The sequence below is a fragment of the Rhizobacter sp. P2_G4 genome, from assembly GCF_056403575.1.
Window position 1 is genome coordinate 781,811 of sequence record NZ_JBFUFG010000001.1, and the last position, 14,010, is coordinate 795,820.

A 14,010-nucleotide genomic window follows, 5' to 3' on the forward strand; every position below is an offset into this window, starting at 1 on the left:
GAACAAACGCGGGTGTCCTACAGCGCCGCGCCGCCGCGCACCCTAGGCTGGGTGCCTACACATGGCAAGGAGACGCCCATGGCACGCGCAATTTCCCTCTTCGTCGTTCTCGTTCTGGTGGGCCTGTTCGCGCTCATCAACTGGCCGGCCTTCACGGCGCTGTCGACGATCTCGCTGGTCTTCACCACTGTGCAGGCGCCGCTCGGCCTGATCATGCTGGGCGTGTCGCTCTTTCTCGCCCTGCTGTTCACGATGTGGGCGATCTCTGTCCAGTCGACGATGCTGATGGACACCCGCCGCATGAGCAAGGAGCTGCAGGCCCAACGCGACCTCGCCGACAAGGCCGAGGCCTCGCGATTCGTCGAGCTGCGCAGCTACCTGACGAGCGAGCTGGTCAGGGTCGCGAAATCGTCGATCGACACACGCGCCGAGGTGCTGGCCCGCATCGACAGGCTGCAGAACGAGTACGCGCTGCGGCTCGAGCAGAGCACCAACACGCTGGCCGCGCACATCGGCGAGCTGGAAGACCGCGTCGAGCGCGGTGACCTGCCTCCGCCCGAGCTGACGGCGCGCGGCGAGGACACGCCGCCGCTGCGCCGCTGACTTTTTTACTTCGCCTCGCCGGTGGCCACGTCACCGGCTTTCGGCGACACGCCGTGGTGGTGATGCCCGCGCTTGAGCTTGCGCGAGAACCACTGCTCGGCGTCGTCGACGAAGGTGAACACCACCGGGATCACCAGCAGGCTGAGGAAGGTCGAGGTGATCAGCCCGCCGATGACGACGATGGCCATCGGTGCGCGGAAGCTCGGGTCCACGCCCAGGCCGAGCGCGATCGGCGTCATGCCGGCGCCCATGGCGATGGTGGTCATCACGATCGGCCGCGCGCGCTTGTGGCACGCATCGAGGATGGCCTCCCAGCGGTTGAGCCCATGCTCGCGCCGCGCCAGGATCACGTAGTCGATCAGCAGGATCGAGTTCTTGGTTGCGATGCCCATCAGCATGATCAGGCCGATCATCGACGGCATCGACAGCGCGGTGTGCGTGAGGAAGAGCGCGAGGAACGCACCCGGGATCGACAGCACCAACGCCACCAGAATGGTCACCGGCTGCACGAAGTCCTTGAACAGCAGCACCAGCACGATGTAGATGCACAGCACGCCGGTCAGCATCGCGATGCCGAAGCTCGCGAACAGGTCGGCCATCGCTTCGGCGTCCCCCACCGAGGTCTGGATGATCCCGGTCGGCAGGTTCTTCAGGCTCGGCATGTTCTCGGCAGCGGCCTGCACCGCACCCAGCGGCTGCTGGTTCAGCTCGATCTCGAAGTTGACGTTGCGCAACCGGTCGTAGCGCGCGATCTCGGCGGGGCCGCTTGCGATCTCGAGCGTGGCCACGTTAGACAGCGGCACCGGGCCGCGCGCGCCGGGCACCGGCAGGCGAGACAGCACGTCGATGTCCTGGCGGCCGCCTTCAGAGAGCTTCACCACCACCGGCACCTGGCGCTGGCTCAGGTTGAGCTTGGCGAGGCCCTGGTCGTAGTCGCCCGAAGTGGCGATGCGCAGCGTGTCGGCGATGGCCGCGGAGGTCACCCCCAGGTCGGCCGCACGCGCGAAGTCGGGCCGCACGATGAGCTCGGGGCGGACCAGGCTCGCGGTCGAGGTGACGGCACCGATGCCGGGGATGGTGCGCAGCTCGCGCTCCACCACCGACGCATGCTCGGCCAGCGCGCGGCCGTCTTCACCGGCCAGCACCAACACGTACTTCTCGCTCGAGGCGCCGAGGCCGACCTTCACCCGCGCACCCGGCACGGCTTCCATCGCCGTGCGCAGCTGGGCTTCGATGTCCTGCTTGCTGACGCCGCTGCGGTCGTTGCGGTGCGTCATGTTGATCGTCAGCACCGCCGTGCGCACGTTGCTGGCGCCGCCGCCTGCGAATGGGTCGGAGCCGGCGCTGCCACCACCGATGGCGGTGTAGATCATCTTCACGTACTGGTTCTTTTGCACCACCTGGCGCGCCTGCTCGGCGAGCGCGTAGGTTTCCTTGAAGGTGCTGCCCGGCGGCAGCGTGATCGTCACCTGCGTCTGCGACAGATCGTCCGGCGGGATGAAGCCGGTCGGCAGGAACGGAACCAGCGCGAACGAGCCGAAGAAGAAGACCGCCGCGCCCAGCAGCGTCCACAGGCGGTGCTTGAGGCACCAGCCGACCCAGACCATGTAGGTCGACAGCCAGCGCGCCTCTTTCTCTTCGTGCTTGGGCACCTTGAGGATGTAGGCCGCCATCATCGGCGTCAGCATGCGGGCCACGACCAGCGAGAAGAACACTGCGATCGCCGCCGTCCAGCCGAACTGCACGAAGAACTTGCCCGGCACGCCACCCATGAAGGCGGTCGGCAGGAACACGGCGATCAGCGTGAAGGTGGTGGCGATCACGGCGAGGCCGATCTCGTCGGCCGCTTCCATCGCGGCCTGGTACGGCGTCTTGAGACCCGTGCGCAGGTGCCGCATGATGTTCTCGATCTCGACGATGGCGTCGTCGACCAGGATGCCGACCACCAGCGACAGGCTCAGCAGCGTGACCACGTTGACGGTGAAGCCGAACAGGTGCATCACCGCGAAGGTCGGGATGGCCGACAGCGGCAGCGCCACCGCCGACACGAAGGTGGCACGCCAGTCGCGCAGGAACAGAAACACCACCAGCACCGCCAGCGCAGCGCCTTCGTACAGCAGCTTCATCGAGCCGTCGTAGTTCTCGACCACCGGGTCGACGAAGTTGAAGGCCTCGGTGACCTCGATGTCGGGGTGGGCCGTCTTCAGCTTGTCGAGCGTGGCGCGCACGCCGGTCGTCACGTCGATCTCGCCGGCACCGCGCGAGCGCACGATCTCGAAGCCCACCACCGGCTTGCCGTTGAGCAGCGCGGCCTGGCGTTGTTCGGCCACTGTGTCGCTGACCTTGGCCACCTGGTCGAGGCGGATGTGGCGGCCATCGGTCAGCGTGATCTCCATCGCCGCCATTTCGTCAGCCGACTGAACATTGGCCAGCGTGCGCACCGACTGCTCGGCGCCGCCCAGGTCGGCGCGGCCGCCCGAGGCTTCTTGCTGGATTTGCCGCAGCTGGCGCGAGATGTCGGCGGCCGTCGCATTGAGCGCGAGCAGGCGCCCCGGGTCGAGCTCGACACGCACTTCGCGCGAGACGCCGCCCACGCGGGTGACCGCGCCGACACCCGGCACTGCCAGCATGGCCTTGGTGACCTGGTTGTCGACGAACCACGAGAGCGCTTCGTCGTCCATGCGGGCCGACGACACGGTGTAGGTGAGGATCGGCGTGCCGGCGAGGTTGACCTTCTGGATCACCGGGTCGCGCAGGTCGGCCGGCAGGTCGGAGCGCACGCGCGAGACCGCGTCGCGCACGTCGTCCACGGCTTCCTGCGTCGGCTTCTCGAGGCGGAACTCAACGGTGAGAGTGGCCGTGCCGTCCTGCAGGTTGGCGTAGATGTGCTTCACGCCCTGCAGCGTGGCGATGGAGTTCTCGAGCTTGCGGGCGACCTCGGTCTCGAGCTGCGCCGGCGACGCGCCTGGCAGCGAGGCCGTCACGGTGACCATCGGCAGGTCGATGTCGGGGAAGTTCTGGATCTTCATCGCCTGGAAGCCGAGCAGGCCGGCCAGCGTCAGCATGATGAAGAGCAGGATCGATGGCGTCGGGTTGCGGATCGACCAGGATGAAACGTTGAACATGGCGCGGCCCTTCTTGTACTTGGTGGCTTACTTGGTGGCGATGGGCTTGGCGGCAGCGCCGTCGACCACCTTCACCGTGTCGCCGTCGCTCAAGAAGCCGCCACCCGAGGCCACGACCCGGGCCGCGGCATCGAGCCCGCTGGTGATCTCGATGCGGTCGCCGACACGCCGGCCCACGGCCACCTTGGCCTGCGTGACCTTCGAATCCGGGCCGACCTTGAGCACGTAGTTGAAGCCATCGCGCAGCACGACCGCGGTCTGCGGCAGCGTGAGCGCCTCGCTCTGGCCGACGTCGAACTCACCACGGGCAAACATGCCGGCCTTGACGTCGGTCGAGGCACCCAGGTCCACATAGACGATGCCGTTGCGCGTCTGCGCATCGACCGTCGGGGCGACCATGCGCACCTTGCCCGTGACCGGTGCGCCGCCGCTGGTGGCCGCCACCGTGGCCGGCAGGCCGACCTTCACGCGCACCAGATCGCTCGACGGCACTTCGGCACGCCACTCCAGGCGGCCCTGGCGGATCAGGCGGAACAGCTCTTGCCCCGCCGGCAGCACGGCGCCGACGGTCGCGCTGCGCGACGAGATCACGCCGGCATCGGGCGCGACCACCTGGGTCTGCACCAGTCGCAGCTGTGCCACCTGGGCGGCGGCGCGCTGTGCCTGCAGCCGCGCCTGCGCCGTGCGCTCGGCCGTGAGGTACTGCGTGATCTGCTGCGCACTCAGCGCGCCGCTGGGCTGCAGGTCGCGGGCGCGCTGCGCATTGGCGGCCGCTTCGGCCAGCGCGGCCTCGGCTTCGGCGACGCTCGCATTCACCTGGGCGGCATCGGCCTTCACGGTGTCAGAGGCGAACACCGCCAGCACCTGGCCGCGCTTGACCACGTCACCCACGTTGGCGCGCACCTCGGCCAGGCGCAGGCCGTTGGCTTCGGTGCCCACGCTGGCCTCTTGCCAGGCGGCGATGCTGCCGTTGGCGGCGATCTTGAGCGGCAGCTTGGCGGTGAGCGGCTGTGTCACCGTGACGGTGAGCGCGGCCTTGGGCGCCGAGGCGGCTTTCTTGTCGTCGGCCGCGCGCACGCTGAAGGCGACGAAGGTGCCGGCGATCAACGCGGCGCCGAGGCAGGGCAGAACGAAAGGCTTGAGGCGGTTGTTCATGGTGTTCAGCATGATGAGGCGTTCGTTTTCAGTTCTTGGCTTGCGTGGTGGGCTCGGCCGGCGTCCAGCCGCCACCCAGTGCGCGGTAGAGCAGGATCCAGGCGGCCACGCGTTCGCGTTGCAGGTCGATCAGCGCGCTCTGTGCCTGCACGGCACTGCGGCGCGCGTCTTCGAGTTCGAACAGGCTCGCCGCGCCGCTCTTGTAGCGAGACTCGGTGGCGCGGAACGAGGTCTCGAAGCCTTCGGCCGCGATGCGTGCATCGTCACCGCGGCCGGCGGTGCTCTGCAGCTGCACCAGTGCTTCTTCGACCTCGCGCACCGCACCGCGCAGCTGGCTGCGGTAGGTGATGGCCGCAGCGTCGTAGCGGGCACGGGCGGCGTCGACGTTGGCGCGGCGCGTGCCGCCATCGAACAGCGGCAGCGTCACGGCGAGCGGGCCCATCGACCAGGTGGTGCCGTCGACATGGCCGCCGCTGAAGTCGAGCCGGGTGGCGCCGATGGAGCCGGCCAGCGTGATGCGCGGCAGGCGTGCGGCGCGGCTTTGAGACAGGTCGGCACTGGCTGCAACCAGGTCGCGGCCGGAGGCAAACAGATCGGGCCGCTGGTTCAGCACCTCGCCCGGCACCGTCTGGATGGCGATCTGCGCCGGCTCGGGCAGCCGCGCGGCACCGGCTGCGAGCTGGCTGCGCAAGCCCGGCTCGTCGAGCCCGGTGAGGGCGACCAGCGCCTTCACCGTCATGTCGCACTGCGCCTTCTGGGCGGTGAGGAGCGCGTTGCTCTGCGCGGCGCTCGCGCGGGTCAGCGCGGCGTTGGCCGGCGACTGGAAGCCGGCCTTGGCGCTGAGGTCGGTCAGCCGGGCGGACTCGGCACGCGAGGTGGCGTCGGCCTGTGTCTGCAGGACCTGGGCTTCGCACGCGCGCAATGCGAGGTAGTCGCTCGCGACTTCGGCGGCCACGGCCACGCGTGCGGCATGCCACGAGGCCTCGGCGCCTTCGAGACGGGCCTGTGCGGCGTCGCGCGCGGCGCGGCCGCCGCCGAAGAGGTCGAGCTCCCAGCCGGCCTGCAGGCCGACGGAGCTGCTGGTGCCCACCGGCAACGACAGGTCAGTGCGGCCGCGAACGGTGCTGGCGGTGGCATCCAGCGTGGGCAGCAATGCTCCGCCAGCGGCCACACGGGTGGCACGCGATTGCTCGAGGCGCGACGCGGCCGAGGCCAGCGTGGGGCTTTCTTTCTGCGCGGCATCGATCAGCTGCGTCAGCAGCGGGTCGTTGAACTGCTGCCACCACCGCGCGAGGTCGGTGAGCTGCCCGTTGTGCGGCAGAGGCGCCTGCCATTGCGTCGGTGCAGTGGTCTGCGGTGACGGTGGCGGTGCCGTGCTGGCGCACGCGGCGAGCAGGGCCGTCAAGGCCAGCGGGGCAAGTCGGTAGGGCAATCGATAAAGCGGTTGGCGCATGGTTGTTCTTGGCAAAAGCGAACCGGGGTGCCGGGCGGCGGGGTGATGCTGCCCGACGGCTCCTGACAACGGCATGTCAGGAGGGTCTTGGTGAAAACAGCGTCTCAGCGCCCGCCCTTCGTCTGGGCAGGCAGCTGATCGGCATCAGTGAGTGTCTTCAGGAAGGCGACGATGTCGCGGATGTCGCGTTCATCGAGTCGCGGTGTGTCACCCGGCTGGCTGCCGAAAGGTGGCTCCGTGTTGACGTTGGCATGGTACGCGGCAGGCAGGTCGTTGTACTTCATTCCCTTGTCGTTTTGTCTCGTTTTGTACCAACGCTCAGGGCGGGTGTCGCGTTCCACATAGAAGCGCACCGCAGCATCGAGCGAGCGTGCGACACCGTTGTGAAAGAAGCGGTCCCGCAGGGCCACGTTGCGCAAGCTCGGCGCACGGAAGCGGCCGCAGTACTCGGGGTGATCGACCATGTCGGTGCGCTGCGGGCCGCACACGCCCAGGTCGAAGAAGCGCGGGTCCGCGTTGGCCGCGATGGCGTGGTTGCGTGGCAGGCCGAGGGCGATGTGGCCGAAGTCGGTGAACAGCGGAAAGGCCCCATCGGGCGTGGGCTCGCTGCGGTGGCATGACGCGCAGTTGCCCTTGTCGGCGTCGTTGAAGAGAGACAGACCGCGCGCCTCCTGCGGAGTCAGCGTGGCCTGCCCGCGCAGCACCGCGTCGTAGCGGCTGCTGTAGGGGAAGAAGTCGGCCGGCGATTGCTGGAAGACCTCGAGTGCCAGCAGGGCACCATCGAACGCGCGGGCCGTGTCGCTGAACACGTCGTCACCGAAGACGCGGCGGAACTGCGCCGCATAGTCGGTGCGTGCCAGCTTGCGCACCACCTGGGCGGCATCGGGGTTGCCCATCTCGTGGCGCGACAGCATCGGCAGGCGTGCCTGGTCGTGGACCGAGTCGGCACGGCCGTCCCAGGTGTGGCCGCCGGTGGGGCCGGCGTCGATGCTGTCGTCGCCATCGCTGTCGAAGAAGTGCTCGGTGAACGACGGCACTGTCTGCAAGTAACGCAGCGACGGCACGGCGCGCAGCGTGCCACGCGGCATGGCCTGGCCGGGCGGCGGGCCGTAGGCGTGGCGCGGGTCGTGGCAGGTGGCGCACGATACCTTGCCGCTGGCCGACAGCGACCGGTCGAAGAACATGGCCCGGCCCAGCGCGGTGAGTTGCGCAACGTCGGGTTGCTGCGCATACGGTGCCGGCGTCTCGCCGCCTGCCCGCAAGGCGAGGCAACACAGCAGGGCCGTGGCGATGTAGCGAGGCAGGCGCATGGAGGTGAAGAAGAACGGGGATTCCTGGATGGAGGGATTTAGTCTACGGTCCGTTTTCTTACTGAATACTTCCCTTCTTGCCGACTTTCCGGAAACCCAGATGAAACTCAAACCAGCCGCTTGTCTGCTCCCCGTGCTTCTGGCGGCTTGTGCCACGCCGCCAACCGACACCGCGCCGACCGAAACAGCCAGCGTGATCGACGCGACGCATGGCGTGGCCCAGGGGTTTGCGGCCATGAAGGTTTGTCGCGATGTGAACGCAAATGCGCGTTGCGACGTCGGCGAGCCCGGCACGGTGGCCGATGCCAAGGGTGCGTTCGAACTGGCCGGCACCGAGCCGCTGGTGGGCGAGGCCGACAAGATCGTGTTGCGCGCGCCGGCCGGCATCAGTGTGCTCAGCCCTGTCACCACCGAACTGAGCGCCTTGGTGGACGCGAACGGCGGCTCGCTGCCGGCTGCGCGCGCCTTGCTCGCCAAGCGGCTGGGGATTGCCGAAGACAAGCTGCTCGATGCGAGAGACGAGGCCGTGGTTGCCGAGCAGGCGCAGCTGCTGCCACGCATCGGCGCCGCGGTGGACGCGGCCGGCACCTCGGGCGACCGCGTGAAGGCGTTGCGCAACCACTTGGCGCTCGACGGCATCGACACGGTGGTGGTGATCTTTGCGGAGAACCGTGGGTTCGACACGCTCTACGGCCTGTTCCCCGGCGCCAACGGCATTCCGGGCAAGAACCCGAGCGCCAAGGGCATCGCCGCGCCGCAGAAAGACTTCGACGGCCGCGTGCTGCCGGTGCTGCCGCCGGCCTGGGGCGGACTCACCGCCGGTGGCCAGCCGGTGACGCTGACCCAGGCGCAATCGACCGGCCTGCCGAACGCGATGTTCCAGATCGACGACCCGAAGGGCGTGGGCAGCAGCGGGGTGGTGGTGCCGCAGACCGTCATCACGCGCGACCTGGTGCACCGCTACTACAACAACATGATGCAGATCAGCGGTGGCGCGAACGACCGCTTCGCGGCCTATTCCGACGCCGGCGGCCTGAGCATGGGCTACTACGACGGCAGCCAGATGGCGCTGTGGAAGGTGGCGCAGCGCTATGCGCTGGCCGACAACTTCTTCATGGGCGCGTTCGGCGGGTCCTACCTGAACCACCAGTACCTCATCTGTGCCTGCGCGCCGCAATACCCCAACGCCGACACCTCGCCGGCCAAGGAGCTGATCAGCGCCATCGACGTCGACGACCAGGGCCGCTTCGTGCGCCTCTCGCCGGCGGCCAACATGCCTACGACGGTGCTCGCCGGTGCGCCGCGCCACCTGCGCGACGGCGCCCTCACGCCCAAGGACGCGAGCGGCATGTACTACACGATCAACACCATGCAGCCGGCCTACCAGCCCAGCGGCGCGGCACCCGTGGCGGGTGGCGATGGCCGCCTGGCCGACCTGACGCGCCCGAGCACCTTGCCTCCGCTGACACAAGCCACCATCGGTGACACGCTCGATGCCAAGGGCGTGCCCTGGGCCTGGTATGCGGGAGGCTGGAACACGGTGAGCGCCGGCACGCCGGAAGCGCGCAACCAGATCTACCGCGGCAAGATCAACTTCCAGACCCACCACCAGCCCTTCAACTACTACACGGCGTTCGACCCGTTGACGAAGGCCGAGGCGCGCCAGCAACACCTGCGCGACTTCGACAGCCAGTTCCTCGTCGACGCCGCGGCTGGCCAGTTACCCGCAGTGACGTTCTACAAGCCACAGGGCAACCTCAACCAGCACGCCGGCTACGCCAACCTGGCCGATGGCGATGCGCACATTGCCGACGTGATCGCCAAGCTGGAGCAGAGCCCGCAGTGGAAGCGCATGCTGGTCGTCATCACCTACGACGAGAACGGCGGCTTCTATGACCACGCGCCGGTGCCGCGTGGCGACCGCTGGGGCCCGGGCACGCGCATTCCGGCGATCATCGTGTCGCCGTATGTGAAGAAGGGCTTCGTCGACAGCACGCAGTACGACACCGGTTCCATCCTGCGCTTCATCACGCACCGCTGGTCGCTGGCGTCGCTGCCGGGCATCGTGGAGCGCGACAAAGGCCTGGCCGCCAACGGCAGCGCGCCGATGGGTGACCTCACCGGCGCGCTCGACTTCACGCAGTAGCCCCGTCATTCCCGCGAGGCGGGAATGACAGCGAGTCAGTGCAGCAGCGACATCTGCTGCGCGGCCTGCCGCGGCGGTGCCGGCAGGCGCTTGCGCAGCACGGCGTGCGGCACATAACCGCGCGTCTCCAGGTTCCAGCCGTCCACGGCCTGCTCGTCGCTGAGCGGCTGCACGAGTTGCGCGCCGAGCTTGCGTGCACCGGCGCGGGCGACGATGTTTTCGCACTGCGCGGCGGTCAGCTGGCTGGCGAATGCCGTCCAGCGCTGCAGCGCGAGCGGGTTGCGCCACGCGTCTTCGATCGCCCAGCGCAGGGCTTGCGCGTCGGTGGTCTTGCCGACCTCGAGCACGCGCGGCAGCAGCGCATGGAAGAAGACCTGGAAGGCGCGCTTCACGGCCTTGCCGGGCAGCAGGTCTTCGAGGCGCGCGATGCGGTGGCTCCAACCGGGCACCATCAGCTGCTGGCTGATGAAGGCCTGCAGCGCCTGTGCGGGGTTGAACAGGCGCAGCCGGTTGGGCGGCAGCACCAGCATCGGCAGCGTGCAGGCTTCTTCGTGCGGCAGTGGCTCGACGAAGCTGCACAGCACCGCCACGCGGGCCCATTGCGCGGCGCTCAGGCCGTCGATGCCACCCAGCGCGCCGTCTTCGATCTGCTTCACGAACTGCAGGGCGTCACGAAAGCCGTAGGCGGCCTTGGCGTGGTTGGCGCGGGTAGCCATCACGGCCAGGTTGCCGGCGGCGTAGCTGGCGTCGCTGCGCACGCGGTCGATGGAGGCGTCACTGCCTTCCATCGTCGCGCTGCTGAGCGGCGCGCGGGTGATGGGGCAGTGGCTCACGTCGATCTGCTGCAGGTAGTTGGGCGTCACCTGCACCAGCTCGACACCGCGGCCGCGCAGCCAGGCGTGCAGTCGCAGCTGCAGCCACTTGCGGACGTGGCGGGTGGGCTCCAGCGTGCGCAGGCCGAAGCTGGCCTGGCCGGCGAGCCAGCCGTTGCGCAGCGGCGAAGGCTCCTGGGCATACGGCGCGGGCGGCGTGACGCTGTGGTGCGCGTAGTCCCAGCCCAGCTCGAAGCCGATGTGCTCGTGCGTGGTGAGGCTGGTGGCGGTGTTGATCGTGTGCAGTTCGGTGGTCATGGTGGGCTCCGGTTCGGAATTCACTGCAACCCTTGCAGCGATGGAGCCAGTGTTGCGGCTGGGTGGCTCAAGAAGTGAGCTACTGCATCATGCATTGATCGTGTGGCGAATCCGCATCTCGCGATATGCTTCTGCTGGTGGCTCATCTGGTGAGCCAGCACAGGCCTAAGAACAACGCTTTCACCTGAACGGAATCCATGGACCGGACTGAACGCTTCTACAAGATCGAACTGCTGCTGCGCAGCCGCGGCTGCGTGAGCTTCGAGGCGCTGCGCGACGAGCTCGACGTGTCGCCCGCCACGCTGAAGCGCGACCTGCAGTACCTGCGCGACCGGCTCAGCGCGCCCATCGTCTACGACCGTTTCGACAACGGCTACCGCTTCGAGGCGGAAACGAGCACGTCCCAGCAGCGCCACGAGTTGCCGGGCCTGTGGTTCAGCGAGAAGGAGATCACCGCGCTGCTGACCATGCACCAGCTGATGACCGGCCTCGACGACGATGGCGTGCTCTCACGCCATCTGCAGCCGATGATGGACAAGCTGCAAGGCATGCTCGGTGCCGACGAGAGCGAGGCGCGCGAGCTGATGCGTCGCGTGAAGGTGATCTCTACCGCGCGGCGGCGCGCGCCCAGCCGCTACTTCGAGCTGCTGGGCAGCGCGCTGGTGCAGCGCAAGCGGGTGTGGTTGCGCTACTTCAAGCGCAGCGACCGTAGCACCAGCGAGCGCGAGGTGTCGCCGCAGCGCCTGGTGAACTACCGCAACACCTGGTACCTCGACGCGTGGTGCCATGCGAGCGAGGGCCTGCGGCGCTTCGCCCTCGACGCGGTGCAAGAAGCCAAGCCACTGGAGACCAAGGCTCGCAACGTGGCCGTCAAAGACCTGGAGACCGAGCTCGACGCCGGCTACGGCATCTACAGCGGCACGGGCACCAAGGTGAAGTGGGCGACGCTCGTCTTCCAGGCCGATGCCGCGCAGTGGGTGGCGGTGGAAGAGTGGCACGCGCAGCAGAAGGGCCGCTGGCTCAGCGACGGCCGCTACGAGCTGCAGGTGCCGTATGCCGACCCGACCGAGCTGGCGATGGACATCCTGCGCCACGGCGACAGCGTCGAGGTGAAGGGCGACAAGAGCCTGGTGGCTCTGATCGCGCAGCGGCTGAAGAATGCCGAGGCGCTGTACGCTTGAGCGACCTATTGAGAAGTCCTGACAAGGAGCAGCAGCGAATGAAAGCCACTTGGAACGGCGCCACCATTGCCGAGAGCGACGACACCGTGATCGTCGAAGGCAACCACTACTTTCCCGAGAGCAGCCTGAAGCGCGAGTACGTGAGCTTCAGCAACCACCGGACGAGCTGCCCGTGGAAAGGGCAGGCGTACTACTACAGCCTGTTCGTGAACGGCGAGATGAACCCTGATGCCGTCTGGTACTACCCCGAGCCTAGCGAGGCCGCCTCGCAGATCAAGGGGCGCGTGGCGTTCTGGAAGGGCGTGAAGGTGGAGTGAGACCTTCACGCCGCACTCTTTCGCACCGCTCAGAGATTTCGAAGAAACGTCAGGCTCGGTGAGAAGAAGTATTCGCCGCCGCGCATCTTCACGAAGCCGGCGAAACTGACGTTGTTGCCAGTGCCGGCCGCCGGGTTGTCCCACTGCTTGGGCAGTTTTTGATCGGTAGGGTTCGCCGCGCCTTGGCCAATGACCGGGTCAATTCCATGGGCGCCGGAAGGCTGCAGAGGAAAGCCGGTGTTGTTGACCCACGTCTGTTGAGTGAACTTGAACTGGTGCGCGATCTCGCGGTTGTAGGCCATGAAGAGAAGCCCGACACCACCCGTCGGCAGCAGCGGCGCCACGTCGCTGTTGAACTCGGCGAGGGTCTCGGCCTCGGGCAACTCTTCGGGGTGGACGTTGCGCTTCACGTCTTCATACGGGATGCCACGGCGCGGCATCAAATGTGTCCGCTCGGCGGCCTCTGCTTCTGCGCCGCCGCTGCCACGCGGGTTCGACTTGCGGATGTGAGCGTGGAACGGGCATCGCTTGCCGGCGTCGCCGGTGTAGTTGAAGTCGTTCGACGGGACTTCGCCGCGTGCCTCGTCAGACAGGGTGACAGGGGTGCCATCCTCGAAGCGACCGACGATCAAGGCGCCGGCGAGTTCGCGCGCTTCGCCCTTAAGCTCAAGGACATCGGCGATCTGCTGCTCGCGCTTTTTGAAGCCGCGAACGTCTTGCTCTAGCTTGCGGAAAACGAACAGGCTGCCGAAGCTGACTCCGTCTGCGACGCCTGGGTCGTCGATGAGGGCTGCGTTCAGCGGGAAGGCCGGGTCCCACCGCGACGACCCGGCGTGGGCGTTCTCCGATTCGATGTCTTCCTGCAACAGCAGCGGCTGGCTGCGCCCGTCGACGTAGCCGAAGTTCTCGATGCCGACCGCCGCCCTGTTGCGCAGTGCCGCGCCGTGCTGAACGTGGACAACGGATCCGCCGCCCTCTTGAATCAGTTCTTCCAGCGAGCGAGTCAGTGCCGCGGCTTCGCTGCGGTTGTCATGTGCTGCGATCAACACGCCGTGGATCTCTTGTTGGAATGCGTTCTCCCAACTGTTGATGGGTGGGTCCGCCAACGCAGCGAGGCTGGCCGATGCCTTCATGCCGGCTTGGAAGTCGGGATCGCTGGGTGCGCTGGCGGCCAGACCAAGCGCTTGATAGCCTTTGAAAGACAGCGCGAGGTGCACGAATGGGGTCGAGCCCGAGCCGGTGGCCTTGAACTGCTCGGCTTCGAGCAACTGGCGATGTGCGCTGGTGATGTGGAAGCTCGTGATTTGGCGCAGTGCGCGGCGCGCTTCGACCTGCTTGGCGGGGTTCAATTTGAAGAAGATGTTGGCCGTGAAGTCGCGGCCGTGCCCTTTGAGGATGTTGCCCTGCAGACTTTGCAAGAGCTTGAGTTCATCGGCATTGGCCTTCTTCCAGGCGAGCAATGCGTTGAGGTTGACTGGCATGACGAAGCTCCTTGGCGTGGGCGGCACCATGGAACGGCGTCGCAGGAAGGCCAATGTAGAAAGGTCGTCTGCGCGCGGCATCCTCCCTCTTGGGGACGTTGCGGCATAC

Annotated in this window: 10 protein-coding genes; 4 read left to right on the top strand and 6 right to left on the bottom strand. The window is 67.6% G+C overall.

Annotated features, from left to right (window positions below; genetic code table 11):
* Positions 1-78: 78 nt before the first annotated feature.
* A complete protein-coding gene (locus AC1DYS_RS03785; protein WP_477896188.1) occupies positions 79-603 on the top strand; it encodes a LapA family protein in 525 nt (174 codons plus the stop codon).
* A 5-nt stretch (positions 604-608) separates the two neighbouring features.
* On the opposite strand, the gene AC1DYS_RS03790 is transcribed toward AC1DYS_RS03785, so the two are convergent.
* The 4 genes from AC1DYS_RS03790 to AC1DYS_RS03805 all read right to left on the bottom strand — a co-directional run bounded on the left by AC1DYS_RS03790 (position 609) and on the right by AC1DYS_RS03805 (position 7,646).
* Positions 609-3,728 carry an efflux RND transporter permease subunit gene (locus tag AC1DYS_RS03790; RefSeq protein ID WP_477896190.1) on the bottom strand — a complete coding sequence of 1,040 codons (3,120 nt, stop codon included), beginning with the start codon at positions 3,726-3,728 and terminating at the stop codon, positions 609-611.
* 27 nt (positions 3,729-3,755) lie between these two features.
* Positions 3,756-4,895, bottom strand: coding sequence for an efflux RND transporter periplasmic adaptor subunit (locus AC1DYS_RS03795; protein WP_477896192.1), 1,140 nt, complete (start codon positions 4,893-4,895; stop codon positions 3,756-3,758).
* A gap of 16 nt (positions 4,896-4,911) precedes the next feature.
* A complete protein-coding gene (locus AC1DYS_RS03800) occupies positions 4,912-6,336 on the bottom strand; it encodes an efflux transporter outer membrane subunit (RefSeq protein ID WP_477896194.1) in 1,425 nt (474 codons plus the stop codon).
* Positions 6,337-6,440: 104 nt separating this feature from the next.
* Complete coding sequence (locus tag AC1DYS_RS03805) at positions 6,441-7,646, bottom strand: cytochrome-c peroxidase (RefSeq protein WP_477896196.1); 1,206 nt, start codon at positions 7,644-7,646, stop codon at positions 6,441-6,443.
* Positions 7,647-7,746: 100 nt separating this feature from the next.
* Here AC1DYS_RS03805 and acpA point away from each other — a divergent pair, with 100 nt between their 5' ends.
* Positions 7,747-9,792, top strand: a complete 2,046-nt coding sequence (gene acpA / locus AC1DYS_RS03810) for an acid phosphatase (protein WP_477896198.1) — start codon at positions 7,747-7,749, stop codon at positions 9,790-9,792.
* Positions 9,793-9,827: 35 nt separating this feature from the next.
* Here acpA and AC1DYS_RS03815 read toward each other — a convergent pair whose 3' ends face one another.
* Positions 9,828-10,922: a hypothetical protein gene (locus AC1DYS_RS03815; protein ID WP_477896200.1), complete on the bottom strand. Its 1,095-nt coding sequence runs from the start codon at positions 10,920-10,922 to the stop codon at positions 9,828-9,830.
* A gap of 197 nt (positions 10,923-11,119) precedes the next feature.
* Between AC1DYS_RS03815 and AC1DYS_RS03820 the strand changes: the two genes are divergently transcribed.
* Entirely contained in the window at positions 11,120-12,103 is a 984-nt protein-coding gene (locus AC1DYS_RS03820) for a helix-turn-helix transcriptional regulator (RefSeq protein ID WP_477896202.1), read from the top strand.
* Between the two features lie 38 nt (positions 12,104-12,141).
* On the top strand, positions 12,142-12,420 hold the full coding sequence (locus AC1DYS_RS03825; protein WP_477896204.1) for a DUF427 domain-containing protein: 279 nt from the start codon (positions 12,142-12,144) through the stop codon (positions 12,418-12,420).
* A 29-nt stretch (positions 12,421-12,449) separates the two neighbouring features.
* Here AC1DYS_RS03825 and AC1DYS_RS03830 read toward each other — a convergent pair whose 3' ends face one another.
* On the bottom strand, positions 12,450-13,901 hold the full coding sequence (locus tag AC1DYS_RS03830; RefSeq protein ID WP_477896206.1) for a Dyp-type peroxidase: 1,452 nt from the start codon (positions 13,899-13,901) through the stop codon (positions 12,450-12,452).
* Between the last annotated feature and the right edge of the window lie 109 nt (positions 13,902-14,010).